The sequence below is a fragment of the Micromonospora xinjiangensis genome (assembly GCF_056150165.1).
The window spans coordinates 58,306-78,775 of record NZ_JAXCFO010000007.1; the positions used below are offsets into that span (position 1 = coordinate 58,306).

Genomic DNA, 20,470 nt, shown 5'->3' on the forward strand with positions numbered 1-20,470 from the left:
CCCGACCGACCCCCTCTCGAGGGAGGGCCCGATCCGGTGAGCTTTACATAATGTAGATTATCGAATCTGGGCTGCCGGGTGCGTCACCTGCGGGAAGCGCTGCGTCCGAGGCATTCTCGATAACCCGGGCCATCTCCCAGTGCCGTCGCCTTCCGGTACGCGCTGCCCCCGAGGCCGCGCAGCCGTTATCGACGGCGGGTTCGCCCGCGCGGTCATGCCCGACGTGTGCAAGCGCGCGCCTCGCCGCCACACCCGAGGGCCGGCTCGTCCGGCCGCAGCGGTTACCCGGCACTCCCCGCGCTGCCCGGGATCGCCGGTGAGAGGGCCGGCTCTCGTCCGCGAGCCGCCGTCGAGGCTCCCCCGGTCCGGATGGCTACGCTGGCTCCCGCGTGCCGGAGGAGGTTGCGATCTGCATGGGTGACTGGCCCGAGCCCGAACTGTCGGAGCAGGAGGACCCGCTCGGCGCCGGATGGGAGACCCACCGCCCCGCGGTCTTCGGTGTGGCCTACCGGCTGCTGGGAAGTGTGGCCGACGCCGAGGACGTGACCCAGGACGTCTGGCTGCGGGCGGCCGGGGCGGATCTGCGGGACGTCGCGGATCTGCGGGCCTGGCTGGTGACGGTGGCCGCGCGACGGTCGTACGACATCCTCAAGAGCGCCCGGTTCCGCCGTGAGGCCTATGTCGGGCCGTGGCTGCCGGAGCCGCTGCTGACCGGGCCGGACGCGTCGCAGCCGGTCCTCGTCGACGAATCGGTCAGTTCGGCGATGCTGTTGATCATGGAGGAGTTGAGCCCACCGGAGCGGGTGGCCTTCGTCCTGCACGATGTTTTCGGTATCGAGTTCGGCCGGATCGCCGAGGTGCTGGCGGTCTCCGTGCCGGGTGCCCGGCAGCTCGCCTCGCGGGCGCGACGGCGGGTGGCCAGCGCCAGGCAGTCCGCGCCGCAGGCGTCGAAGGCGGAGCGGGAACGTGTCCTCAGGGTCTTTCGTGCCGCCTACGAGGCCGGGGACCTGGCCGGCCTGGTCGGGCTCCTGCACCCGGACGCCGTCTACGTCACCGACGGTGGTGGCAAGGCCTCCGCGGCGCGCAAGCTCATCCTCGGTGGCGAGCGGGTGGCGGAGGTCATGGTGCGTACGGGCCGCCGGTGGCGCCCGGACCGGATCGACTTCGCCGAGGTCGGCGGCGAGCTGGCCCTCGTGTTCCACCGGCAGGGGCGGGTCTACTCCGTCGACACGGTGCAGATCACCGGCGGTCTGATCACCGCGTACCGCCGGGTCCTCAACCCCGACAAGCTCGCGCGCGTCTGAGCTGTCACGCCCGGAGGGGTCACCTCGTCTCCCTGATGAGAACGCGAACGGGCGGCGAAGGAACACGCGCGAGCAGGTGGGATCGGCCGTAGCACCTGCGCGGGTGTGCGCCCTGCGCGAGTCGCCCCTCCCCAGTAAGGACCCTTATGCAAGCCATCATCTGGGTGGGATCGGGCTGCCGGTCCTGCCGGTACGTCCCCGACGGAGCCACCCGCCGCACCGCGACAGGAGATCCGTCGTGATCGGAATGCGGATCGCCGGCGGCCTCCTGGCGGTTGCCACGCTGACCGTGGCCACGGCCTGTTCGGCCTCGGAGCAGCCTGCCCGGGCCGACGGGCCGGCCACGACCACGGCTGCGGCGTCGGCGTCGGCATCGGGGCGTCCTGCCGAGGCGCTCAAGCCGCTGCTCCAGCAGGCCCTGCCAAATGTGACGGGCAAGACGTTCACCTCTGCGATCGTCGAACTTCCGCCCGACGCGAGCGCCGCGCCGCACAGGCACGGGCAGGCGTTCGTGTACGCCTACGTGCTCGAGGGCACGGTGCGCAGCAAGCTCGACGACAAGCCGGTGACCACCTACCACCAGGGCGAGAACTGGGTCGAGCAGCCGGGCGCCGACCACGTGCTCACCGAGAACGCGAGCCGGACCGAGCCGGCCCGGCTACTGGTCGTCTTCGTCTCGACCACCGGAGACAAGCTCAAGGTCGAGCACCCGGAGCCGTAGCCCGGCGCGGCCCGAATCCCCTCCCCTGCCCGGACACGCGCCGCGCGCCGTCATGCGGACGCGCGGCGCGGATCACGAACGGATCAACGGAATCATGACCGAACATCAGCGTGTCAACATCGGCGAGCAGCATCCGGCCGCCTACAAGGCCCTCATCGCCCTGTCGTCGGAGGTGACCGAGGCCGCCGCCGCGGCGGGCCTCGACCCGCTCCTGGTCGAGCTGCTGCGCATCCGCGCCTCCCAGATCAACGGCTGCGCGTTCTGCCTGCGCATGCACACTCGCGACGCCCTCAGGAAGGGCGAGAGCCCCGACCGGATCGCGGTGCTGCCGGCCTGGGAGGAGAGTGACTACTTCTCCGAGACCGACCGCGCCGCCCTCCGCCTGACCGAGGCGGTCACGGGTGTGTCGGACGGGCACGTCAGCGACGAGGACTACGACGCCGCGGCGGCCGTGCTCACCGCGGATCAGGTCTCGGCGGTCGCCTGGCTGGCGACCGTGATGAACGCCTTCAACCGAGTCTCGATCACCAGCCGGTACCGGGTGGGCGACTGACCTCGACGGTGACACCGGCTGGGTCCGGTCCACGCGGGTCGCCGTCGACGTCGAAGGGGCGCGGGCTCTGTACGAGCACGCGCCCCTTCGGATCGGTGGTGTCGGTGCCGCCTCAGTTCTCGCGCAGCGGCGCGAGCGCGCGGCTCCAGGCGACGACCTGGTCGAGGGTGGCGTTGAGCGAGTCCCGCTGGAAGTCGTTGGGCTTGAAGACGCTGAAGTTCTCGAAGTCGGTGAAGAGCGAGAGCGCCACCTGGGCCCGCACGTCGGCCATCTGGAGCTCGGCGGCGATCAGGCGCAGGTGCTCGACGGCCCGGGTGCCGCCGACGGAGCCGTAGCTGACGAAGCCGACCGCCTTGTTGTTCCACTCGTTGTAGAGGAAGTCGATGGCGTTCTTGAGCGCGCCGGAGGTCGAGTGGTTGTACTCCGGGGTGACGATGACGTACCCGTCGAAGGACGCGATCTTGTTGGCCCATTCGAGGGTGTGCGCCTGCTGGTACTGCCCCATCGACGGCGGGTAGATCTCGTCGAGGTGCGGCAGCTTGTAGTCGAGCAGGTCGACGAGTTCGAACTCGACGTCGGTGCGCTGCTTGGCGACCTCGTACACCCACTGGGCCACGGCGGCGCCGTTGCGGCCCGGGCGGGTGCTGCCGAGGATGATTCCGATCCTGGTCATCTTCCACTCCTCTTCGCGTCGGACACCCTCGTTGGCGGATGTCCTTGCTTGACGAAGCAAAGGTACCGGCAGAAATTGCTTCGTCAAGCAAGTACACTGGTGTCATGTCCAGCGTCACACCGGAACCGGCATCGACTCCCAAAACGGCACAACCGCTCAACCCGGACGAAGAGGCCGTCGTCCGGGCGCTCACGCGCGTGATCTACGCGCTCCCCCGCGCCGTCGACGCCGACATGATGCGCGAGCAGGGCCTGCCCCTCATCGAGTACCTCGCCCTGATGAACCTCTCCGAGGCTCCCGGGCGGCATCTGCGGATGAGCGAGCTCGCCACGGCGTGTGACATGTCGCTCAGCGGCATGAGCCGGGTGGTGCAGAAGCTGGAGTCGCAGGGCCTCGTGCGGCGGGTCCGGAGCGAGGAGGACGCCCGCGGCTGGAACGCCGTGCTCACCGACGCGGGTCTCACCCGCCTGGAGCAGGCCTGGCCCACCAACCTGGCCGCCACCCGCCGGCACTTCCTGGACCACCTCGCCGGGCTGGACCTCAGGAAGGTGGCGGCGGCGTTCCGGAGGATCGCCACGTGACGGGAGCCACCCGTCGAGCGGGTGGCTCCGTCACGGCGGGTCAGGCGCCCACGTAGGCGGCGAGGTGCTCGCCGGTGAGAGTGGCTCGGGCGGCCACCAGGTCGGCCGGTGCGCCCTCGAAGACGATCCGGCCGCCGTCGTGGCCCGCGCCCGGGCCCAGGTCGATGATCCAGTCGGCGTGTGCCATGACCGCCTGGTGGTGCTCGATGACGAGGACGGACTTGCCGGAGTCGACGAGCCGGTCGAGCAGGCCGAGCAGTTGCTGGACGTCGGCGAGGTGCAGGCCGGTGGTGGGCTCGTCGAGGACGTAGATGCCGCCCTTCTCGGCCATGTGGGTGGCGAGCTTGAGTCGCTGGCGTTCGCCGCCGGAGAGGGTGGTGAGCGGCTGGCCGAGGGTGAGGTAGCCGAGCCCGACGTCGGCGAGCCGGTCGAGGATGGCGTGTGCCGCCGGGGTGCGGGCGTCGCCGGCGGCGAAGAACTCCTCGGCCTCGGAGACGGACATCGCGAGCACCTCGGCGATGTCGCGACCGCCGAGGGTGTATTCCAGCACGGAGGCCTGGAACCGCTTGCCCTCGCACTCCTCGCAGGTGGACTCGACGGTGGCCATCACGCCCAGGTCGGTGTAGATGACGCCGGCGCCGTTGCAGGCGGGGCAGGCGCCCTCGGAGTTGGCGCTGAACAGGGCGGGCTTGACGCCGTTGGCCTTCGCGAAGGCCTTGCGGATCGGGTCGAGCAGGCCGGTGTAGGTCGCGGGGTTGCTGCGCCGGGAGCCGCGGATGGGGCTCTGGTCGACGACCACGACGCCGTCGCGGCCGGCCACCGAACCGTGGATGAGGGAGCTCTTGCCGGAGCCGGCGACGCCGGTGAACACGCACAGGACGCCGAGGGGGATGTCGACGTCGACGTCGCGGAGGTTGTGGGTGGTGGCGCCGCGGACCTGGAGCGCGCCGGAGGGGGCGCGAACGGATGTCTTGAGGGCCGCCCGGTCGTCGAGGTGACGGCCGGTGATCGTGTCGCTCGCCCGCAGGCCGTCGAGGGTGCCCTCGAAGCAGATGGTGCCGCCGCCGGTGCCCGCGCCGGGGCCGAGGTCGACGATGTGGTCGGCGATGGCGATGGTCTCGGGCTTGTGTTCGACGACCAGGACGGTGTTGCCCTTGTCGCGCAGCCGCAGCAGCAGGTTGTTCATCCGCTGAATGTCGTGCGGGTGCAGGCCGATGGTGGGCTCGTCGAAGACGTAGGTGACGTCGGTGAGGGAGGAGCCGAGGTGGCGGATCATCTTGGTGCGCTGCGCCTCTCCCCCGGACAGCGTGCCCGCCGGCCGGTCGAGGGAGAGGTAGCCGAGCCCGATCTCGGTGAAGGAGTCGAGGAGGCGTTGCAGCCCGGTAAGCAGTGGGGCCACGGTCGGTTCGTCGAGCTTGCGGACCCAGTCGGCGAGGTCGGTGATCTGCATGGCGCACAGGTCGGCGATGTTCTTGCCGTTGATCCTGGAGGAGCGCGCCTCCTTGGTCAGCCGGGTGCCGTCGCACTCGGGGCAGGTCGTGAAGGTGATGGCCCGTTCCACGAAGGCGCGGATGTGGGGCTGCATGGCGTCGACGTCCTTGCTGAGCATCGACTTCTGGATCTTGGGGATGAGGCCCTCGTACGTGAGGTTGATGCCATCGACCTTGATCTTGGTCGGCTCCCGGTAGAGGAGGTCGTGCAGCTCCTTCTTCGTGTACTTGCCGATCGGCTTGTCCATGTCGAAGTAGCCGCTGCCGCTGAAGATGCGCCCGTACCAGCCGTCCATGCTGTAGCCGGGGACGGTGAGGGCGCCCTCGCTGAGCGACTTGGTGTCGTCGTAGAGCGCCGACAGGTCGAAGTCGTTGACCGAGCCCATGCCCTCGCAGCGGGGGCACATGCCGCCGAGGCGGGTGAAGGTGGCCTTCTCGGTCTTCGTCTTGCCGGCGCCGCGCTCGACGGTGATCGCCCCGCTGGCCTTCACCGAGGGGACGTTGAACGAGTAGGCGTTGGGTGAGCCGATGTGCGGCGTGCCCAGCCGGCTGAAGAGGATGCGCAGCATGGCGTTGGCGTCGGTGGCGGTCCCGACGGTGGAACGGGGGTTGGAGCCCATCCGCTCCTGGTCGACGATGATCGCCGTCGTGAGCCCGTCGAGCAGGTCGACCTCGGGCCGGGCCAACGTCGGCATGAAGCCCTGCACGAAGGCGCTGTAGGTCTCGTTGATCATCCGCTGGGACTCCGCGGCGATCGTGCCGAACACCAGGGAACTCTTGCCGGAGCCGGAGACGCCGGTGAACACGGTCAGGCGGCGTTTGGGGATCTCGACGCTGACGTCCTTGAGGTTGTTGACGCGCGCGCCGTGCACCCGGATCAGGTCGTGGCTGTCGGCGGCGTGGGGCGCGGGCGACTGCGGGTCGGTCCTCGTGGCCGTGCTCATCGTCTCTCCATCTGTCGTCCTGCGCCGGGGTCCGGCCGGCGTCGGGTCGGTGTCGGGTCGTCGTGGTGGGCGGGCCGCTCAGCGCACCTCGTTGATGCGGACGAGGTTGCCGGCGGGGTCGCGGAAGGCGCAGTCGCGCACGCCGTACGGCTGCTCGGTCGGCTCCTGGACCACGTCGGCGCCGCTGGCCTGCAACCTGTCGAAGAGGCCGTCGAGGTCGTCGGTGGCCAGGGTGACGGCGCCGTAGTTGCCCTTGGCCATCAGTTCGAGGATCGTCCGGCGCTCGTCGTCGGTGATGCTGGGATCGGCGGCCGGCGGGTGCAGCACGATGGAGGTGCCCGGCTGGCCGGGCGGGCCGACCGTGAGCCAGCGCATGCCGTCGTAGCCGACGTCGTTGCGCAGCTCGAAGCCGAGGGCGTCGCGGTAGAAGGCCAGCGCGGCGTCCCCGTCGGTGTGCGGGAGGAAGGCGTAGTGGATGGTGACGTTCATGGCGGTCAGGCTAGTTGCGGCTGCGCGACCGGTGCTTCTCGATTCCTGATCGGTCGGGTCACCCGCTTCGACATGCACGCCGGCATCTCCGTGCTCGCGCCGGCCGCCGCCCGCGCGCGGTAGGTGCTGGGCGGGACGCCGACCAGCTCGGTGAAGCGGGTGCTGAAGGTGCCCAGCGACGAGCAGCCGACCGCGAAACAGACATCGGTGACGCTGAGGTCACCGCGGCGCAGCAGGGCCATGGCCCGCTCGATGCGCCGGGTCATGAGGTAGGCGTAGGGGGACTCGCCGTAGGCCTGGCGGAACTGGCGGCTGAGGTGCCCGGCGGACATGTTCACGCCCCGGGCGAGCGCCTCGACGTCGAGCGGTTTGGCGTACTCGCGGTCGATGCGGTCGCGGACGCGGCGCAGCCGCGCGAGGTCGCGCAGGTGCTGCTCCTCGGCGGATCTGCTGGTCACGTGCTGGATGGTGCCACATGGGGCCGACAGTTGCCCACGCACGCGCGCTCCGGGCGTGGCACGGTCGCTCAGCTGGTGGTGTCGGCCGTGGCCCGCATGCCGGTCAGCAGCGCGGTCAGGATGCGGGTGAGTTGCGGGCCGACGTCGACCGCGGCGTGGGCCAGCTCCGGGTGGGTCTCGTAGAGGGTGCGCAGCTGCGTGCCGGGCGCGGCCATCTGCCAGAGCGCCCCGGCCATGGCGGTGGCGGTGGCGACGACGTCGACGGCCTGGCGGTCGGTGAGGCCGAGGAGGCGGCGCAGGTCGTGGACGATCGCGTCGACCCGGCTCAGCACGAGCTTCTTGAACCGGTGGGCGGCGTCGAGTGACACGTTGCGTTCGAGGTTCAACGGGGCCTGGGAGAGCAGGTCGCAGAAGAACGGGCGGTCGGTCAGCGACTCGGCGATGGCCGCCGCGGCGGTCTCGGCAGTGGCGGGGTCGAGGGCGTCGAGGGCCGCGTGGACGGCGTCGGACCACTCGCGCCACCCTTCCGCGGTGAGGGTCAGGAAGATCTGCTCCCGGGTCTCGAAGTAGCGCAGCATGGCGGACTTGTGCATGCCGACCGCCGCGGCGATGTCGGTGAGGGTGACCTCGCGGACGGTGCGGGCGGCGCCGAGGGCGCGGGCGGCGTCGAGGATGGCCCGCTCACGCAGCTGCTTCGCCTGGTCGCTGCGCGCTCGCTGCTGGGGGGTAGCTGACGTCACACACCCAGACTAACACAACACCGTTGCGATATTAACGAAACAGTGTTTTGCTAGGTGCATGACGAAGACATGGTTCATCACGGGCTCGTCCCGTGGCTTCGGCCGCGCCCTCACCACGGCCGCTCTGGAGGCCGGCGACCAGGTCGTGGCCACCGCCCGCACCCCCGAGCAGCTCTCCGACCTCGTCGAGCAGTACGGCCAGCGGATCCTGCCGGTGGCCCTCGACGTGTCCCAGCAGGCCGCCGTCGCGGCCGCCGTCGAGAGCGGGGTGGACCGCTTCGGTCGCCTCGACGTGGTCGTCAACAACGCCGGCTACGCGAACCTCGCCCCGGTGGAGACCGGCACCGAGGAGGACTTTCGGCGCCAGTTCGAGACGAACTTCTGGGGCGTCTACCACGTGTCGAGGGCGGCGGTGCCCGTGCTGCGCGCGCAGGGCGGCGGCCTGATCATCCAGTTCTCGTCCATCGGCGGACGGGTCGGCGGCAGCCCCGGCCTGGGCTCGTACCAGGCGGCGAAGTTCGCCGTCGACGGCTTCACCCGGGTGCTCGCCGCCGAGACGGCGCCGTTCGGCATCCGGACCCTCGTCGTGGAGCCCAGCGGCTTCGCCACCGACTGGGCGGGCTCGTCCATGCAGGTACACGACATCCCGCCGGAGTACGCGGACACGGTGGGCCTGCGCCGGGAGAACAACCCGCTGCTGACCGCGGGCGACCCGAAGCGCGCCGCCGAGATCCTCGTCCGCATGGCCGACCGTCGTGACCTGCCCTCGCACCTGCCCATCGGCGCGTACGCGGTGACGTCGGCGCTGGACTACTCGCGGCGGCAGATCGCCGAGGCCGGCGCGTGGGAGCAGGTCAGCCGCTCGGCCGACTTCGCCGAGCCGTACCCGGTGGACTTCCCGCCGGAGCAGCCGGCGGGCAGCTGAGGCGATCCGCCGCCGGGTCGCTGCGGGCCGGCGCGGCCCGCAGCGACCCGGGCCCGGTCAGGACCAGGGCACCTGCGCCGACGGGTAGAAGTTGACCTCCTGCAGGCGCCAGCGGGGCCCCTGCGTGCCCAGGCGCGCCCGGAACGACTCCCAGTCGTGGCTGGCCGCCGTGGACCAGCCGAGCTCGGCGATCGCGGGCAGGCGCGGGAAGGCCATGTACTCGATGTCGTCGATGCTGCGCAGCGTCTCCGACCACAGCGGCGCCTCCACGCCGAGCACCGCGTCCTCCCCCACGCCGGTCACCCGCGTCGCGGGATCCCAGTCGTAGGCGTCGCGCACCTCGATGTAGCCGGCCCAGCGCAGGCCCAGCGGGGTGCTGGGGTCGTACTTCATGTCGAGGTACGTCTTGTTGGCCGGCGACATCACGACCTTGTTGCCGCGGGCCGCGGCCTCGGCCAGGTCGGCGTTGGTGGTGCCGGTGCCCCAGTACTGCGCGACGACGTCGGTGGACGGGTCGACCTGCATGACCTCGTTCCAGCCGAAGGCGCGCTTGCCGTACTTCGCGACGAGCGGCAGGACGCGGCGCATGAAGGTGGCGTAGTCCTCGTCGGTGGTCGCGTGGGCCTCGTCACCGCCGATGTGCAGGTACGGGCCGGGGGTGATCGCGGCCAGCTCGCGGATGACGTCCTCGACGAACCGGTAGGTCAGCTCGTCGTCGATGCAGAGGGAGCTGTAGCCGACGGCCGTGTCGGTGCGCGGCGGCGGCGCGACCCCGTCGCAGTTCAGCTCGGCGTAGGTGGACTGCGCGGCGTTGGTGTGCCCCGGCATGTCGATCTCGGGGACGACCGTGATGTGCCGGGCGGCCGCGTACGCGACGACCGCCGCGTAGTCGGCCTTGGTGAGGTATCCGGGGCCGACGCCGTCCACACCGGTGCCGGGGCCGCCGCCCACGGTGGTCAGTCGCGGCCAGGAGTCGATCTGGATGCGCCAGCCCTGGTCGTCGGTCAGGTGCAGGTGCAGGTGGTTCACCTTGTACTGACTGATCAGGTCGATGTACGTCTTGATCTCGTCGACGGTGTGGAAGTGCCGGGCCAGGTCGAGCATCGCGCCGCGGTAGGCGAAGCGCGGGTAGTCGACGACGCGTCCGCCGGGCACCGTCCAGGTGGTCCGCTGCCGCGTGCCGGCCTCGATCTGGGCGGGCAGGAGCTGGCGCAGGGTCTGCGTGCCGGCGAAGAGACCGGCGGCGGTGTTGGCGCGGATGGTCACCCCGCGGCGGGTGACGTCGAGCTGGTAGCCCTGCTGTCCGACGCGGGGGTCGGCGCCGCCGAGGAGCAGGGCGATCTCGGGCAGCGGGGTGGCGGGGACGGGCAGCACGGGCAGCGGGTAGCCGGTGGCGGGGCGCAGGGTGTCGGCGAGTTGCCGGCCCACCTTCCACGCGGCGGTCGAGCCGGGTGCGGTGCGGATGACGGTCAGCGGGCCGAGGGTGAACGTGCCCCGGGCGTCGGGGCGGGTCTCCACCGGCGCGGGGATCACGTCGGTGAGCTGCCGGGTGGGCGCCGCGGCCGGCGCGGCAGCCGCGGCGCTCGCGGGAACGGCCAGTGGCAGGGTGAGCGCGGCTGCGGCGACCAGCCGGGTGAGGGTGTGGCGGCGACGCACGGACACCTCCAGGTGCTCGTCGTGATCGGTGGTGATCGATCCGATTCGCACGCTACCGGTGACCCGCCCGGACTGTAAACCTTCCTTATCGTCGCTCGGTCGTCCCGGCGGGGCGGCGAGCCAGCACCAGGCTGGTGCGCAGCCGCAGGACGATGCTGCCGCCGAAGCCGTCGACCAGGGAGCGGACCGCGGCCAGCGCCCGCGCCTGTTGGTCGGCGGTGTGCTGACGGAACGGGCCGAAGGTGCGCACCAGGTCGAGGTAGCGGTCGGTGGACAGGGTGATGTCCCGGTCGACCGTCTCGGCGCGCACGTCGGTGAACAGGCCGCTGGCGCTGATGTCGAGGTGGAACCAGCCGGCGGGCCGGTCCTTCACGTCCGGGTCGATCGCCCGCAGCGCGGCGTCGACGGCCCGGGACTGGCCGGGGTCGGCGTACCCGTACGTGTGGCCGAACACGGCCAGGGTGCCGCCGGGGGCGAGGGCGTCGTGGGCACGCCGGTTGCGGGTGGCGGGATCGAGCCAGTGCCAGACCAGGGCCGCGGCGATCAGGGGTACGCCTTCCGCGGGCGGCTGCCACTGCTCGAACGTCTCGGTGCGCACGGTCACCCGGGGCAGGTTCGCGGTCAGCCGGGCCGCCATCCGGGGGTCGGGCTCCAGACAGGTGATCGGTGCGTCGAGGCGCAGCAGCAACCGGGTGCCTATGCCGGTGCCCGCGCCGATCTCGACGACGTGCTCCGGGGTCGCGCCGTGGTAGTCGCGGATCGCCTCGGCGACGCTGTCGGGATAGCCCGGGCGTACGTCGTCGTAGGTGTCGGCGACCGCACCGAAGACGAGGGTCACGACCTCATCCTGGCACGGTGTCGCCGGCTGGTCGATGGTCGCCGGTGCGACCGTTCGGCTCACCGCACCGACCGCCCGGCGATGATCGGGTTTCCCGCGGCCCGCCGTCGGGGGGATGAAGGGAGGCGAACCCGCCTCCTGGAGGAAGGACCAGCGGCATGCTCTCCGCTCTAGATCGTCGGCACACCGTCGCGCCGCCGGGGTACAGCCGTTGGCTGATACCACCCGCGGCGCTGGCGATCCACCTCTGCATCGGACAGGTCTACGCGACGAGCGTGTACAAGAACTCCCTCATCGCGCACTTCGACACCAGCCAGACCGCGATCGGGGTCATCTTCAGCATCGCGATCGTGATGCTGGGTCTGTCGGCCGCCGTGGCGGGCACCTGGGTGGAGGCGAACGGGCCGCGCAAGGCGATGTTCGTCTCGGCGTGCTTCTGGGCGGCCGGCTTCCTGGTCGGGGCGGTGGGCATCGCCACCCGGCAGCTGTGGCTGCTGTACCTCGGCTACGGGCTGCTGGGCGGCATCGGCCTGGGCATCGGCTACATCTCCCCGGTCTCCACGCTGATCAAGTGGTTCCCGGACCGGCCCGGCCTGGCGACCGGCCTGGCGATCATGGGTTTCGGCGGCGGGGCGATGGTGGCCTCTCCCCTGTCCCGCCAGCTGCTGTCCCTCTACGACGCCGGCTACGACCCGTCGAACGCCGGCTCGACGGCGTCCGGAAGCGCCCTGGTGTGGCTGTTCGTGACACTCGGCGTCGGCTACTTCCTGATCATGATGTTCGGGGTGTTCAACGTGCGCGTCCCGGCCCCGGACTGGCGCCCGGCCGGATTCGACCCGGCCCGGGTGGCGGCGAAGCCGCTGGTCACCACGGCGAACGTGTCGGCGGCGAACGCGGTGAAGACCCGGTCGTTCTGGCTGCTGTGGGTGGTGCTGTTCTGCAACGTGACCGCCGGGATCGGCATCCTGGAGCAGGCCAGCCCGATGATCCAGGACTTCTTCCGCGACGGCGGCGTCTCGACGGTGTCGGTGGCCGCGGCGGGCGGTTTCGTCGGCCTGCTGTCCCTGTTCAACATGGCCGGTCGGTTCGTGTGGTCGTCCACGTCGGACGTCATCGGGCGCCGGCCGATCTACCTGCTCTACCTCGGTGTGGGCATGGTGACGTACGCGCTGCTGGCGCTCGTGGGGCACGCCGCCACCGCGCTGTTCGTGCTGCTGGCGTGCGTCATCCTGTCCTTCTACGGTGGCGGGTTCGCCACGGTGCCGGCGTACCTGCGCGACCTGTTCGGCACCTACCAGGTGGGCGCCATCCACGGGCGGCTGCTCACGGCCTGGTCGGCGGCGGGCATCGCCGGTCCGCTGATCGTCAACGGGTTCCTCGACGCGCAGGGCGAGCCGGGGACGTTGACCGCCTCGGCGTACCGGCCGGCGCTGTTCACGATGGTCGGGGTGCTGGCGGTGGGGTTCGTCGCCAACCTGCTGATCCGGCCGGTGCCGCAGCGGTTCCACGAACGCACGGTGCGTGACCCGGAGCGGGACGCGGCAACGACGGTGGAGAGGAGCGGTACGCGATGAACGAGGTCAACCCCCGCGGCCAACGGGCCCGGTTGTGGGTCTCCTGGCTGGTGGTGTCGGCGCTGCTCGGCTACGGGGTGGCGCAGACGGTCGTCACGGCCGCGAAGCTGTTCACGAGTTGAGCGCGGCGGCGGCCCGGGGTCGCGCCCGGGCCGCCGGTCGACGCGCGAAGCCGGGCGCCCGCCGGAAACCCGTGCGGCGGAGGCCGGCGGCCGCCCACCACGGCCCGGTCAGAGGCCGCCGGCGACGCGCAGCACGGCGCCGGTGGTGTACGAGGCGTCGGGGCCGAGCAGCCAGGCGATGGCACCGGCGACCTCGTCGGGTTCCCCGGCGCGGCCCAGCGGGATGCGACCGGCCGCGGTGTCGGGCCGGTCGGGCATGCCGGACACGGCGTGGATGTCGGTGCGGATGATGCCCGGGGCGACGGCGTTGACCCGGATCCCCCGGGGGGCGAGCTCCTTGGCCAGGCCGACGGTGAGCGTGTCGGTGCCCGCCTTCACGGCGGCGTAGTGGATGTACTCGCCGGGGCTGCCGAGGGTCGCGGCGGCGGAGGAGACGTTGACGATGGCGCCGCCGGAGGCCATCCGCCGGGCGGCCTGCTGTGCGCAGAGCACGTAGCCCACGAGGTTCACGTCCACCACACGGCGCAGGTCGGCCGGATCCAGCTCGACGAAGGGGCCGATTGGGCTGGTCACGCCCGCGTTGTTGACCAGGCCGGTGATCTCCCCGAGGTCGGCGGCGGCGTCGAAGAGCGCCCCGACCCGCTCGGGGTCGGTCGTCTCGGCGGGCACGGCGACACCGCGCCGGCCGGCGGCGCGGATGTCGGCGAGCACCGCGGCGGCGGCCTCGTGGTCGCGGCGGTAGCCGAGGGCGATGTCGTGGCCCGCCTGGGCGAGCCGGCGGGCGGTGGCGGCGCCGATGCCGCGACTGCCGCCGGTGATGACAGTGACCGGATTCAACGCGTCTCTCCCCTGCCCGTGCTGCTGAGGCGACGTTACCGTGACCGGCACGGACGGGAAGGGAGGCGAACATCACGTGACGAGGGCGTTGGTGCTGGGCGGTGGTGGCGTCACCGGGGTGGCCTGGGAGTGGGGGCTGCTCGCCGGGTTGGCGCGGCGCGGTGTGCCGCTGGCCGAGGCGGATCTGGTGGTGGGCACGTCGGCCGGGTCCGTGGTGGGCGCGCAGCTGTGCTCGGGCCGGCCGGTCGAGGAGTCGTACGCGGCGCAGCTGGCCGCGCCGGGCGGCGAGGTGGCGGCGCGGTTCGGGTTGCCGGCGGTCGCGCGGCTGGTGTGGGCCGGTGCCCGCACCCGGGATCCGGTGCGGGCGCGGGCCCGGATCGGGGCGATGGCGTTGGCGGCGCGGACGCCCTCGGAGGCGTCGCGGCGCGCGGTGATCGAGTCCCGGTTGCCGGTGCGGCGGTGGCCGCGGCGGCGGCTGCTCGTGACGGCGGTGGACGCGTACTCGGGTGAGTTCGTCGTCTTCGACTCCTCCTCCGGGGTGTCGCTGGTGGACGCGGTGGGCGCGAGCTGCGCGGTGCCCGGCGTGTGGCCGCCGGTGACGATCGGCGAGCGGCGTTACGTCGACGGTGGCATGCGGTCGGCGGCGAACGCGGACCTGGCGGCCGGCGCCCGGCAGGTGGTGATACTGGCGCCGACGACGGCCGCGTTCGGGCCCATGCCACGGTTGTCGGCCCAGGTGGCGCGGTTGCGGGAGCAGCATGCCCGGGTGGTCGTGGTGTCGCCCGACGCGGCGGCGCGCGCGGCGATCGGGCGCAACGTGCTCGACCCGGCGCGGCGGGCGGGGGCCGCGCGGGCGGGGCTGGCCCAGGCGGCGGTCGTGGCCGAGGAGGTCGCGGCGGTCTGGGAATGATCCTCTAGGCTGCCCGCGCGTCGGTGTCGAGGCGGCGGCTCCCGTGCCCGGGCGGCGCGGGACCGGGTGATCCCCTGTCGACGGTGTCGCAGCCGACTGGTATCAAGGCAGGAATCAAACAGGTGTACGGAAGAGGTTGCTGATGGGTGCCGCTGGCCAGGGGTTGTCCGAGGACGATGTGCGCACCTTCCGGGAGGCGTTGGCCGCCGGCCGCAAGCCGAAGGTCGTGTTCACCGCCGCGGCGGGGCAGATCGCCGGGCAGGTCGGTCAGGTGGTGGAGCTGACCGACCCGGCGCAGTCCGACGAGTTCGTGGTCGTGCGGTTCGGCCGCGACGAGCTGCCCTTCTCCCCCGCCGACGTGGCGGTCGCGCCGCGCGGCGCGGGGCGCCGGGTGGCCGAGCCGCAGCCGGAGCCGGAGCCCGAGCCGGCCGCGACGCCCGCCGAGCCGGAGTTCGTGTTGGACCGGGTGCCGGCGCCGCGGCCGGCCCCGCGGGAGGAGTCGAAGGTGGAGACGGTGGAGGCGGCCAAGCCGGCGCGCCGGGCGGTGAAGGCGGCGAAGCCGAAGGGGCCCGCCGGGCTGACCGTCACGTTGGCCTACGCCGACGGCGAGTGGACGGTGGCGGCGCAGCAGGGCAGCAAGGCCCTCGCGAAGCCGTACGTGGTGAAGCCGGCGGAGGCGCTGCGGATGGTGGCGCTGGTGGACGTGCCGGGGGTGCACGAGGCCGTCGAGCAGATCCTCGCCGCCGAGCGGGCCGAGGCGGAGCAGCAGGCGGAGAAGCTGCGCGCCGAGCTGGCCGAGATCGAGGCCCGCCTGGCGGAGCTGCGCGAGGCGGGCTGAGCCCCGCACCGGCCGGGTCGGCCGCGCGAGGCAGCGACACCGCCGTCGGTGCGCGGCCGACCTCGGGCGGCGCGAGGCGCCGACACCGCCGTCAGCACGCGGCCGACCCGGCCGGAGGGCGCGAGGGTGGCGGGGCTTCCCCCGGCGCGCGGCCGACCTCGGGCGGCGCGGTCCGGCGGTCGGGCCGCAGGAGGCCGGCGGGCGGCCGGTTGCCGCTCGCGGTCAGTGGCGCTGCCGGTGGTGGGTCAGGAGCTTGTCGAGCAGGCTGACGAGCTGCTGGCGTTCCGGGGCGGTCAGCGGGGCGAGCAGCGTCTCCTGCACCTGGTCGAGGGTCTGCGACATCCGCTCGAGTTCCCGCCGCCCGGCGGGCGTGACGGTGATGACGTTGCGACGCCGGTCGGCGGGGTCGGGCGCGCGGACGACGAGCTTCGCGGCGACGAGGTCGTTGACGGTGGCCACCACGTCGCTGCGGTCGATGCCGCCCCGCCGGCCGAGGTCGGCCTGGCTCGCGGGGCCGAACTCGTCGAGGGCGGCGAGGATCCGGAAGTGGTAGCCGCGGGCGCCGATGCCGCCGAAGCCGTCGCTGACGAGCCGGCCGGCGTGGGCGGCGGTCTGGGTCAGCAGCCAGCTCGGGGTGGCGCGTAGCCGCGCGGGTGGTTCCTGCTCGCCGGTGTGCCGCATGGCGCGAGCCTAACCCAGCCGTTGGCGCGGCCCACGAGTCCGCGCCGCCGGGTCGACGCCCGCCACCGCCGCCGCACCCGGCGACGCGGGTCCGCGCCGCCGCCCCTTCGGTGGCGGCTCAGTGCTGCGGGATGTGCGCGACACCGATGCGCTTGCGGAACACCCAGTACGTCCAGCCCTGGTAGGCCAGCACGATCGGGGTGAACACCACCGCGATCCAGCTCATGATCTTCAGTGTGTAGGGGGTGGAGGCGGCGTTGGTGGCGGTCAGCGTGCCGGCCGGGTCCAGGGTGGAGGGCAGCACGTTCGGGAACAACGCGGCGAACAGGGTCGCCACCGCCAGGCCGATGGCCACCGCCGTGCCGGTGAACGCCCAGCCCTCCCGGCGTACGCGGGCGGCGGCGAGACCGGCCAGCAGCGCGACCGCCGCGCCGGCGGCGAGCGCGACGGCGGCCGTGCTGGAGCGGATGCCCAGCGTCCAGGCCAGGAACGCGACCGCCAGCACCGCGGCGACGACACCCACGCGCACCGCGAGCCTGCCCGCGCGCTCGCGGACCTCGCCGACGGTCTTCAACGCGATGAAGACCGCGCCGTGGGTGAGGAACAGCGCCGCGGTGGTCGCGCCGCCGAGCAGGGCGTACGGGTTGAGCAGGTCGAGCAGTCCGCCGACGTACTCGTGCTCGGCGTCCAGCGGCACGCCGCGCAGGATGTTCGCGAAGGCGACGCCCCACAGCACGGCCGGGACCAGCGAGCCGAAGAAGATCGCCGCGTCCCAGCGCCGCTTCCACGACGGCTCGGGCCGCTTGTGCCGGTACTCGAAGGCGACGCCACGGGCGATCAGCGCCAGCAGGATCAGCAGCAGCGGCAGGTAGAAGCCGGAGAAGAGGGTGGCGTACCACTCGGGGAAGGCGGCGAACATGGCGCCGCCCGCGGTGATGAGCCAGACCTCGTTGCCGTCCCAGACCGGGCCGATGGTGTTGATGAGCACGCGGCGTTCCCGGTCGTCGCGGCCGAGCACGGGCAGCAGCATGCCGACGCCGAAGTCGAAGCCCTCCAGGATGAAGTAGCCCGTGAAGAGCACGGCGACGAGCAGGAACCAGATGGTGGTGAGTTCCACGAGGGGCTCCCTGTGATCAGTAGGCGAACGCGAGCGGGCGCTCGGCGTCGTCGTGACTGTCGTCGATCTCGGGCTGCGGGGTGACGTCGGGGACGCCGGCCTTGGCGTAGCGGACCAGCAGCTTGAACTCGATCACCGCGAGGGTGGCGTAGATCAGGGTGAACGCGGTGAAGGAGGTGAGCACCTCGGTCAGCGACACGCTGCGGGAGACGCCGTTGCGGGTGAGCATCTCGCCGAAGACGATCCAGGGCTGGCGGCCCATCTCGGTGAAGATCCAGCCGAAGGAGTTCGCGACCAGCGGCAGCACCGGCATGGCCAGGCCGGCGCGCAGCAGCCACCTGCTGCGCGGGGCGCGGCCCTTGCGGTGGGTCCAGAGCACCAGCAGGGCGATCGCGGCGGCGGCCATCCCGAAGGCGATCATGAACCGGAAGCTCCAGTAGGTGACCGGGATGATCGGCGCGTAGTTGCCGGGCCCGTACTGGCTGGCGTACTGGGCCTGGAGGTCGTCGATGCCGTGCACCGTGCCGTTGAGGTCGCCGGTGCCGAGGTACGACAGCAGGTACGGGATCTTGATGGCGAACAGTTCCCGGCTGCCGTCGAGGCTGCCGACGGTGAGCACGGAGAACGAGGCGGGGCTCTCGGTGTTGTAGAGCCCCTCGGCGGCGGCCATCTTCATCGGCTGCACCTGGGTCATGATCTTGCCCTGGATGTCGCCGGTGATGACGACGCCGGCGGCGGCGACCAGGGTCACCCAGGAGCCGAACTTGGCGGCGAAGCGGTAGGTCGAGGTGTCGGCCGAGTCGCGATCGCGGATCAGGTGCCACAGGGCGACGGCGACCAGCAGCGAGCCGGCCACCAGGAACGCGCCGGCGATGGTGTGCGGGAACGTCACCAGGGCGACCTTGTTGGTGAGCACGGCGACGAAGTCGGTCAGCTCGGCCCGGCCGGTGTCGGGGTTGATCCGGTAGCCGACGGGGTTCTGCATGAACGAGTTCGCGGCGAGGATGAAGTACGCGGACAGGTTCGTGCCGATCGCCGCGGCCCAGATGCTGGCCAGGTGCAGCCGCTTGGGCAGCCGGTCCCAACCGAAGATCCACAGGCCGATGAAGGTCGACTCGAGGAAGAACGCGACCAGCGCCTCGATGGCCAGCGGGGCGCCGAAGATGTCCCCGACGAACCGGGAGTAGTCGCTCCAGTTCATGCCGAACTGGAACTCCTGCACGATGCCGGTCACCACGCCCATGGCGAAGTTGATGAGGAAGAGCTTGCCGTAGAACTTGGTGAGCTTGAGGTAGCGCTCGTTGCCGGTGCGGTGCCAGAGGGTCTGGAGGATGGCGACCAGCACGGACAGGCCGATTGTCAACGGCACGAAGAGGAAGTGGTAGACGGTGGTGACACCGAACTGCCAGCGGGCGACGTCCAACGCGTCCACCTGGAACCCCCTGCGGTTCATACTACGAGACGTAGTAAATACTACCGCTCGTCGTAGAGGATTCGGCAGGGACGGTGGTCCCGAACCGCCCCGGGACCAATGACCCTGATCACCCCGGGCCGCCCGGCCCCGGGGAGCGCGACGCGAACATCGCCGGCGCGTCCGATGGCCGGCCTCGGCACCGCGCCCCGGCGGGCGTGCGACCATGTCCCGCTGATGGACACCGCCCACGCCACCTGGCAGCCGCCCGCGATCTGGCGCGTCGCCCAGATGCTCGCCCGCGCGGTCGTCGCCGCCCTCGCCCGGCTCGAGGTCAGCGGGGAGGTGCCCGAGGCGCTGCGCCGCGGGCCGCTGGTCCTGGCCGCCAACCACATCAGCCCTTTCGACCCGGTGGTGCTCACCGCCGCCTGCCGGGCCCGCGGCGTCGCCCCCCGGATCATGGCCACCGCCGGGCTGTTCCGGGCGCCCGTCGTCGGGCCGCTGATGCGCCACGCCGGGCACATCCGCGTCGACCGGGGCACGGCCGCCGTCGGCCGGGCGCTCGACAACGCCGCGGCGGCCGTCGCCACCGGCTCGGTGATCCTGGTCTACCCCGAGGGGCGCATCGGGCTCGACCCCGGCCTGTGGCCGGAGCGCGGCAAGACCGGCGCCGCCCGCCTCGCCTTCGCCTGCGGCGCCCCGGTGATCCCGGTGGCACAGTGGGGCTCGCACGAGGTGGTGCCGTACCGGGCGCCGAAGGGGCTGCTGCGCGGCCTGGCTCGCTCGATCGTGCGTCGCCCGGTGATCCGGGTGCACTTCGGCGCGCCGGTCGACCTCGCCGACCTCGCCACCGGCGCCCCCGGCGCGGCCCGCCGCGCCACCGACCGGATCATCGACGCGATCACCGACGCGCTGGTGCCGCTGCGCCGTGAGGAGCCCGACCGGCCCCGGCACGTCGACCCCGGTCGGCCCGTCGACACCAGCCGCTCGCACCGCCGCAGGCCGGCCGGATGAGCAGGCCCCACCGCCTCACCCTGGTCGTCCTGGTGCTGCTCGTCGTCGGCGGGATCGGGTACGCCGGGCTGCGCTCGGCGTACCACCGGGCCAAGGACCAGCGCGACCTGCTCGACCTGACCGCGCGGTCCCCGTGGCCGCGCGAGCACCTGCTGATCCCGGACGGGACGGCCCGCCCCGGAAACGTGGCCTGGCTGCACCGCGAGGGCCTGGAGGTAGCGTACGACCTCGACGCCGGTCACGGCCGGCGCGTGCCGGTGGTGTGGGGGCTGTACGTCCCGCAGCCCCGCACCGGGCTGCCGGAGGGGGTCGACTGCGGATCGCCGCGGCTGCGCACCTGCACGGATCTGGGCGACGGCGAGCTGCTGATGGTCACCCACCGGACGGAGAACAGCAGCCCCTCCACCGCGCTCTACCGCACCGACGGGGGCCGGGTGCGCGCGGTCGAGGTGCAGGGGCCGGACCCGGTCGAGGTCGACGTGCTGCGCGCCGCGCTGGACCGGGCGCACCGGCCCACCGACGCCGAACTGCTGGAGCTGCTGCGCGGCGAGGGCTACCAGACCGACTGGAGCTGACCTGTCCACCCGCCCGGTG

Annotated in this window: 22 protein-coding genes; 11 read left to right on the forward strand and 11 right to left on the reverse strand. The window is 72.3% G+C overall.

The window, feature by feature from the left end; genetic code table 11:
- Positions 1 to 389: 389 nt before the first annotated feature.
- The 3 genes from sigJ (at position 390) to SM573_RS24025 (ending at position 2,578) form a co-directional block, all read left to right on the forward strand.
- On the forward strand, positions 390 to 1,304 hold the full coding sequence (gene sigJ, locus SM573_RS24015) for an RNA polymerase sigma factor SigJ (RefSeq protein WP_474617135.1): 915 nt from the start codon (positions 390 to 392) through the stop codon (positions 1,302 to 1,304).
- A gap of 247 nt (positions 1,305 to 1,551) precedes the next feature.
- Entirely contained in the window at positions 1,552 to 2,025 is a 474-nt protein-coding gene (locus tag SM573_RS24020) for a cupin domain-containing protein (RefSeq protein WP_474617201.1), read from the forward strand.
- A 94-nt stretch (positions 2,026 to 2,119) separates the two neighbouring features.
- Complete coding sequence (locus tag SM573_RS24025; protein WP_474609590.1) at positions 2,120 to 2,578, forward strand: carboxymuconolactone decarboxylase family protein; 459 nt, start codon at positions 2,120 to 2,122, stop codon at positions 2,576 to 2,578.
- A 112-nt stretch (positions 2,579 to 2,690) separates the two neighbouring features.
- On the opposite strand, the gene SM573_RS24030 is transcribed toward SM573_RS24025, so the two are convergent.
- Positions 2,691 to 3,251: an NADPH-dependent FMN reductase gene (locus SM573_RS24030; protein WP_474617136.1), complete on the reverse strand. Its 561-nt coding sequence runs from the start codon at positions 3,249 to 3,251 to the stop codon at positions 2,691 to 2,693.
- 104 nt (positions 3,252 to 3,355) lie between these two features.
- Between SM573_RS24030 and SM573_RS24035 the strand changes: the two genes are divergently transcribed.
- Entirely contained in the window at positions 3,356 to 3,832 is a 477-nt protein-coding gene (locus SM573_RS24035; protein WP_474609588.1) for a MarR family winged helix-turn-helix transcriptional regulator, read from the forward strand.
- 40 nt (positions 3,833 to 3,872) lie between these two features.
- On the opposite strand, the gene SM573_RS24040 is transcribed toward SM573_RS24035, so the two are convergent.
- The 4 genes from SM573_RS24040 to SM573_RS24055 form a co-directional block, all read right to left on the reverse strand.
- Complete coding sequence (locus tag SM573_RS24040) at positions 3,873 to 6,266, reverse strand: ATP-binding cassette domain-containing protein (protein WP_474617137.1); 2,394 nt, start codon at positions 6,264 to 6,266, stop codon at positions 3,873 to 3,875.
- A gap of 78 nt (positions 6,267 to 6,344) precedes the next feature.
- Positions 6,345 to 6,755: a VOC family protein gene (locus tag SM573_RS24045; RefSeq protein WP_474609586.1), complete on the reverse strand. Its 411-nt coding sequence runs from the start codon at positions 6,753 to 6,755 to the stop codon at positions 6,345 to 6,347.
- A gap of 5 nt (positions 6,756 to 6,760) precedes the next feature.
- Complete coding sequence (locus tag SM573_RS24050; protein WP_474617138.1) at positions 6,761 to 7,213, reverse strand: helix-turn-helix transcriptional regulator; 453 nt, start codon at positions 7,211 to 7,213, stop codon at positions 6,761 to 6,763.
- Positions 7,214 to 7,281: 68 nt separating this feature from the next.
- Positions 7,282 to 7,953 carry a TetR/AcrR family transcriptional regulator gene (locus tag SM573_RS24055; protein ID WP_474609584.1) on the reverse strand — a complete coding sequence of 224 codons (672 nt, stop codon included), beginning with the start codon at positions 7,951 to 7,953 and terminating at the stop codon, positions 7,282 to 7,284.
- A gap of 58 nt (positions 7,954 to 8,011) precedes the next feature.
- Here SM573_RS24055 and SM573_RS24060 point away from each other — a divergent pair, with 58 nt between their 5' ends.
- Positions 8,012 to 8,878: an SDR family NAD(P)-dependent oxidoreductase gene (locus tag SM573_RS24060; protein ID WP_474609583.1), complete on the forward strand. Its 867-nt coding sequence runs from the start codon at positions 8,012 to 8,014 to the stop codon at positions 8,876 to 8,878.
- 57 nt (positions 8,879 to 8,935) lie between these two features.
- Here SM573_RS24060 and SM573_RS24065 read toward each other — a convergent pair whose 3' ends face one another.
- Both SM573_RS24065 and SM573_RS24070 read right to left on the reverse strand, forming a co-directional pair.
- The gene (locus SM573_RS24065) at positions 8,936 to 10,585 is read right to left on the reverse strand and encodes a beta-N-acetylhexosaminidase (RefSeq protein ID WP_474617139.1); all 1,650 of its coding nucleotides are present in this window, start codon (positions 10,583 to 10,585) and stop codon (positions 8,936 to 8,938) included.
- A gap of 34 nt (positions 10,586 to 10,619) precedes the next feature.
- Positions 10,620 to 11,372, reverse strand: a complete 753-nt coding sequence (locus SM573_RS24070) for a class I SAM-dependent methyltransferase (protein ID WP_474609581.1) — start codon at positions 11,370 to 11,372, stop codon at positions 10,620 to 10,622.
- Positions 11,373 to 11,530: 158 nt separating this feature from the next.
- Here SM573_RS24070 and SM573_RS24075 point away from each other — a divergent pair, with 158 nt between their 5' ends.
- Positions 11,531 to 12,946, forward strand: a complete 1,416-nt coding sequence (locus SM573_RS24075) for an OFA family MFS transporter (RefSeq protein ID WP_474609580.1) — start codon at positions 11,531 to 11,533, stop codon at positions 12,944 to 12,946.
- Entirely contained in the window at positions 12,943 to 13,068 is a 126-nt protein-coding gene (locus SM573_RS24080) for an MFS transporter small subunit (protein ID WP_474609579.1), read from the forward strand. Before SM573_RS24075 ends, SM573_RS24080 begins: the two co-directional genes overlap by 4 nt.
- Before the next feature lie 108 nt (positions 13,069 to 13,176).
- On the opposite strand, the gene SM573_RS24085 is transcribed toward SM573_RS24080, so the two are convergent.
- Positions 13,177 to 13,905, reverse strand: coding sequence for an SDR family NAD(P)-dependent oxidoreductase (locus SM573_RS24085; RefSeq protein WP_474617140.1), 729 nt, complete (start codon positions 13,903 to 13,905; stop codon positions 13,177 to 13,179).
- 76 nt (positions 13,906 to 13,981) lie between these two features.
- Here SM573_RS24085 and SM573_RS24090 point away from each other — a divergent pair, with 76 nt between their 5' ends.
- Positions 13,982 to 14,815, forward strand: a complete 834-nt coding sequence (locus SM573_RS24090; protein ID WP_474617141.1) for a patatin-like phospholipase family protein — start codon at positions 13,982 to 13,984, stop codon at positions 14,813 to 14,815.
- A 142-nt stretch (positions 14,816 to 14,957) separates the two neighbouring features.
- On the forward strand, positions 14,958 to 15,653 hold the full coding sequence (locus SM573_RS24095) for a hypothetical protein (protein WP_474609575.1): 696 nt from the start codon (positions 14,958 to 14,960) through the stop codon (positions 15,651 to 15,653).
- 222 nt (positions 15,654 to 15,875) lie between these two features.
- Here SM573_RS24095 and SM573_RS24100 read toward each other — a convergent pair whose 3' ends face one another.
- The 3 genes from SM573_RS24100 to SM573_RS24110 all read right to left on the reverse strand — a co-directional run bounded on the left by SM573_RS24100 (position 15,876) and on the right by SM573_RS24110 (position 18,883).
- Positions 15,876 to 16,334, reverse strand: coding sequence for a MarR family winged helix-turn-helix transcriptional regulator (locus tag SM573_RS24100; protein WP_474609574.1), 459 nt, complete (start codon positions 16,332 to 16,334; stop codon positions 15,876 to 15,878).
- Between the two features lie 118 nt (positions 16,335 to 16,452).
- A complete protein-coding gene (gene cydB, locus SM573_RS24105; RefSeq protein ID WP_474609573.1) occupies positions 16,453 to 17,451 on the reverse strand; it encodes a cytochrome d ubiquinol oxidase subunit II in 999 nt (332 codons plus the stop codon).
- Between the two features lie 16 nt (positions 17,452 to 17,467).
- Entirely contained in the window at positions 17,468 to 18,883 is a 1,416-nt protein-coding gene (locus tag SM573_RS24110) for a cytochrome ubiquinol oxidase subunit I (RefSeq protein ID WP_474617202.1), read from the reverse strand.
- 216 nt (positions 18,884 to 19,099) lie between these two features.
- Between SM573_RS24110 and SM573_RS24115 the strand changes: the two genes are divergently transcribed.
- A complete protein-coding gene (locus SM573_RS24115; protein ID WP_474609572.1) occupies positions 19,100 to 19,876 on the forward strand; it encodes a lysophospholipid acyltransferase family protein in 777 nt (258 codons plus the stop codon).
- Positions 19,873 to 20,451, forward strand: a complete 579-nt coding sequence (locus SM573_RS24120) for a hypothetical protein (RefSeq protein WP_474617142.1) — start codon at positions 19,873 to 19,875, stop codon at positions 20,449 to 20,451. Before SM573_RS24115 ends, SM573_RS24120 begins: the two co-directional genes overlap by 4 nt.
- The last annotated feature ends 19 nt before the right edge of the window (positions 20,452 to 20,470 follow it).

Bases quoted from the DNA above. Each gene is read 5' to 3' on its own strand.
- SM573_RS24035 (WP_474609588.1), top strand. From the start codon at position 3,356: ATGTCCAGCGTCACACCGGAACCGGCATCGACTCCCAAAACGGCACAA.
- SM573_RS24060 (WP_474609583.1), top strand. From the start codon at position 8,012: ATGACGAAGACATGGTTCATCACGGGCTCGTCCCGTGGCTTCGGCCGC.
- SM573_RS24020 (WP_474617201.1), top strand. From the start codon at position 1,552: ATGCGGATCGCCGGCGGCCTCCTGGCGGTTGCCACGCTGACCGTGGCC.
- SM573_RS24115 (WP_474609572.1), top strand. From the start codon at position 19,100: ATGGACACCGCCCACGCCACCTGGCAGCCGCCCGCGATCTGGCGCGTC.
- SM573_RS24075 (WP_474609580.1), top strand. From the start codon at position 11,531: ATGCTCTCCGCTCTAGATCGTCGGCACACCGTCGCGCCGCCGGGGTAC.
- SM573_RS24120 (WP_474617142.1), top strand. From the start codon at position 19,873: ATGAGCAGGCCCCACCGCCTCACCCTGGTCGTCCTGGTGCTGCTCGTC.
- SM573_RS24025 (WP_474609590.1), top strand. From the start codon at position 2,120: ATGACCGAACATCAGCGTGTCAACATCGGCGAGCAGCATCCGGCCGCC.
- SM573_RS24045 (WP_474609586.1), bottom strand. From the start codon at position 6,755: ATGAACGTCACCATCCACTACGCCTTCCTCCCGCACACCGACGGGGAC.
- SM573_RS24030 (WP_474617136.1), bottom strand. From the start codon at position 3,251: ATGACCAGGATCGGAATCATCCTCGGCAGCACCCGCCCGGGCCGCAAC.
- SM573_RS24095 (WP_474609575.1), top strand. From the start codon at position 14,958: ATGGGTGCCGCTGGCCAGGGGTTGTCCGAGGACGATGTGCGCACCTTC.
- SM573_RS24040 (WP_474617137.1), bottom strand. From the start codon at position 6,266: ATGAGCACGGCCACGAGGACCGACCCGCAGTCGCCCGCGCCCCACGCC.
- SM573_RS24080 (WP_474609579.1), top strand. From the start codon at position 12,943: ATGAACGAGGTCAACCCCCGCGGCCAACGGGCCCGGTTGTGGGTCTCC.
- SM573_RS24100 (WP_474609574.1), bottom strand. From the start codon at position 16,334: ATGCGGCACACCGGCGAGCAGGAACCACCCGCGCGGCTACGCGCCACC.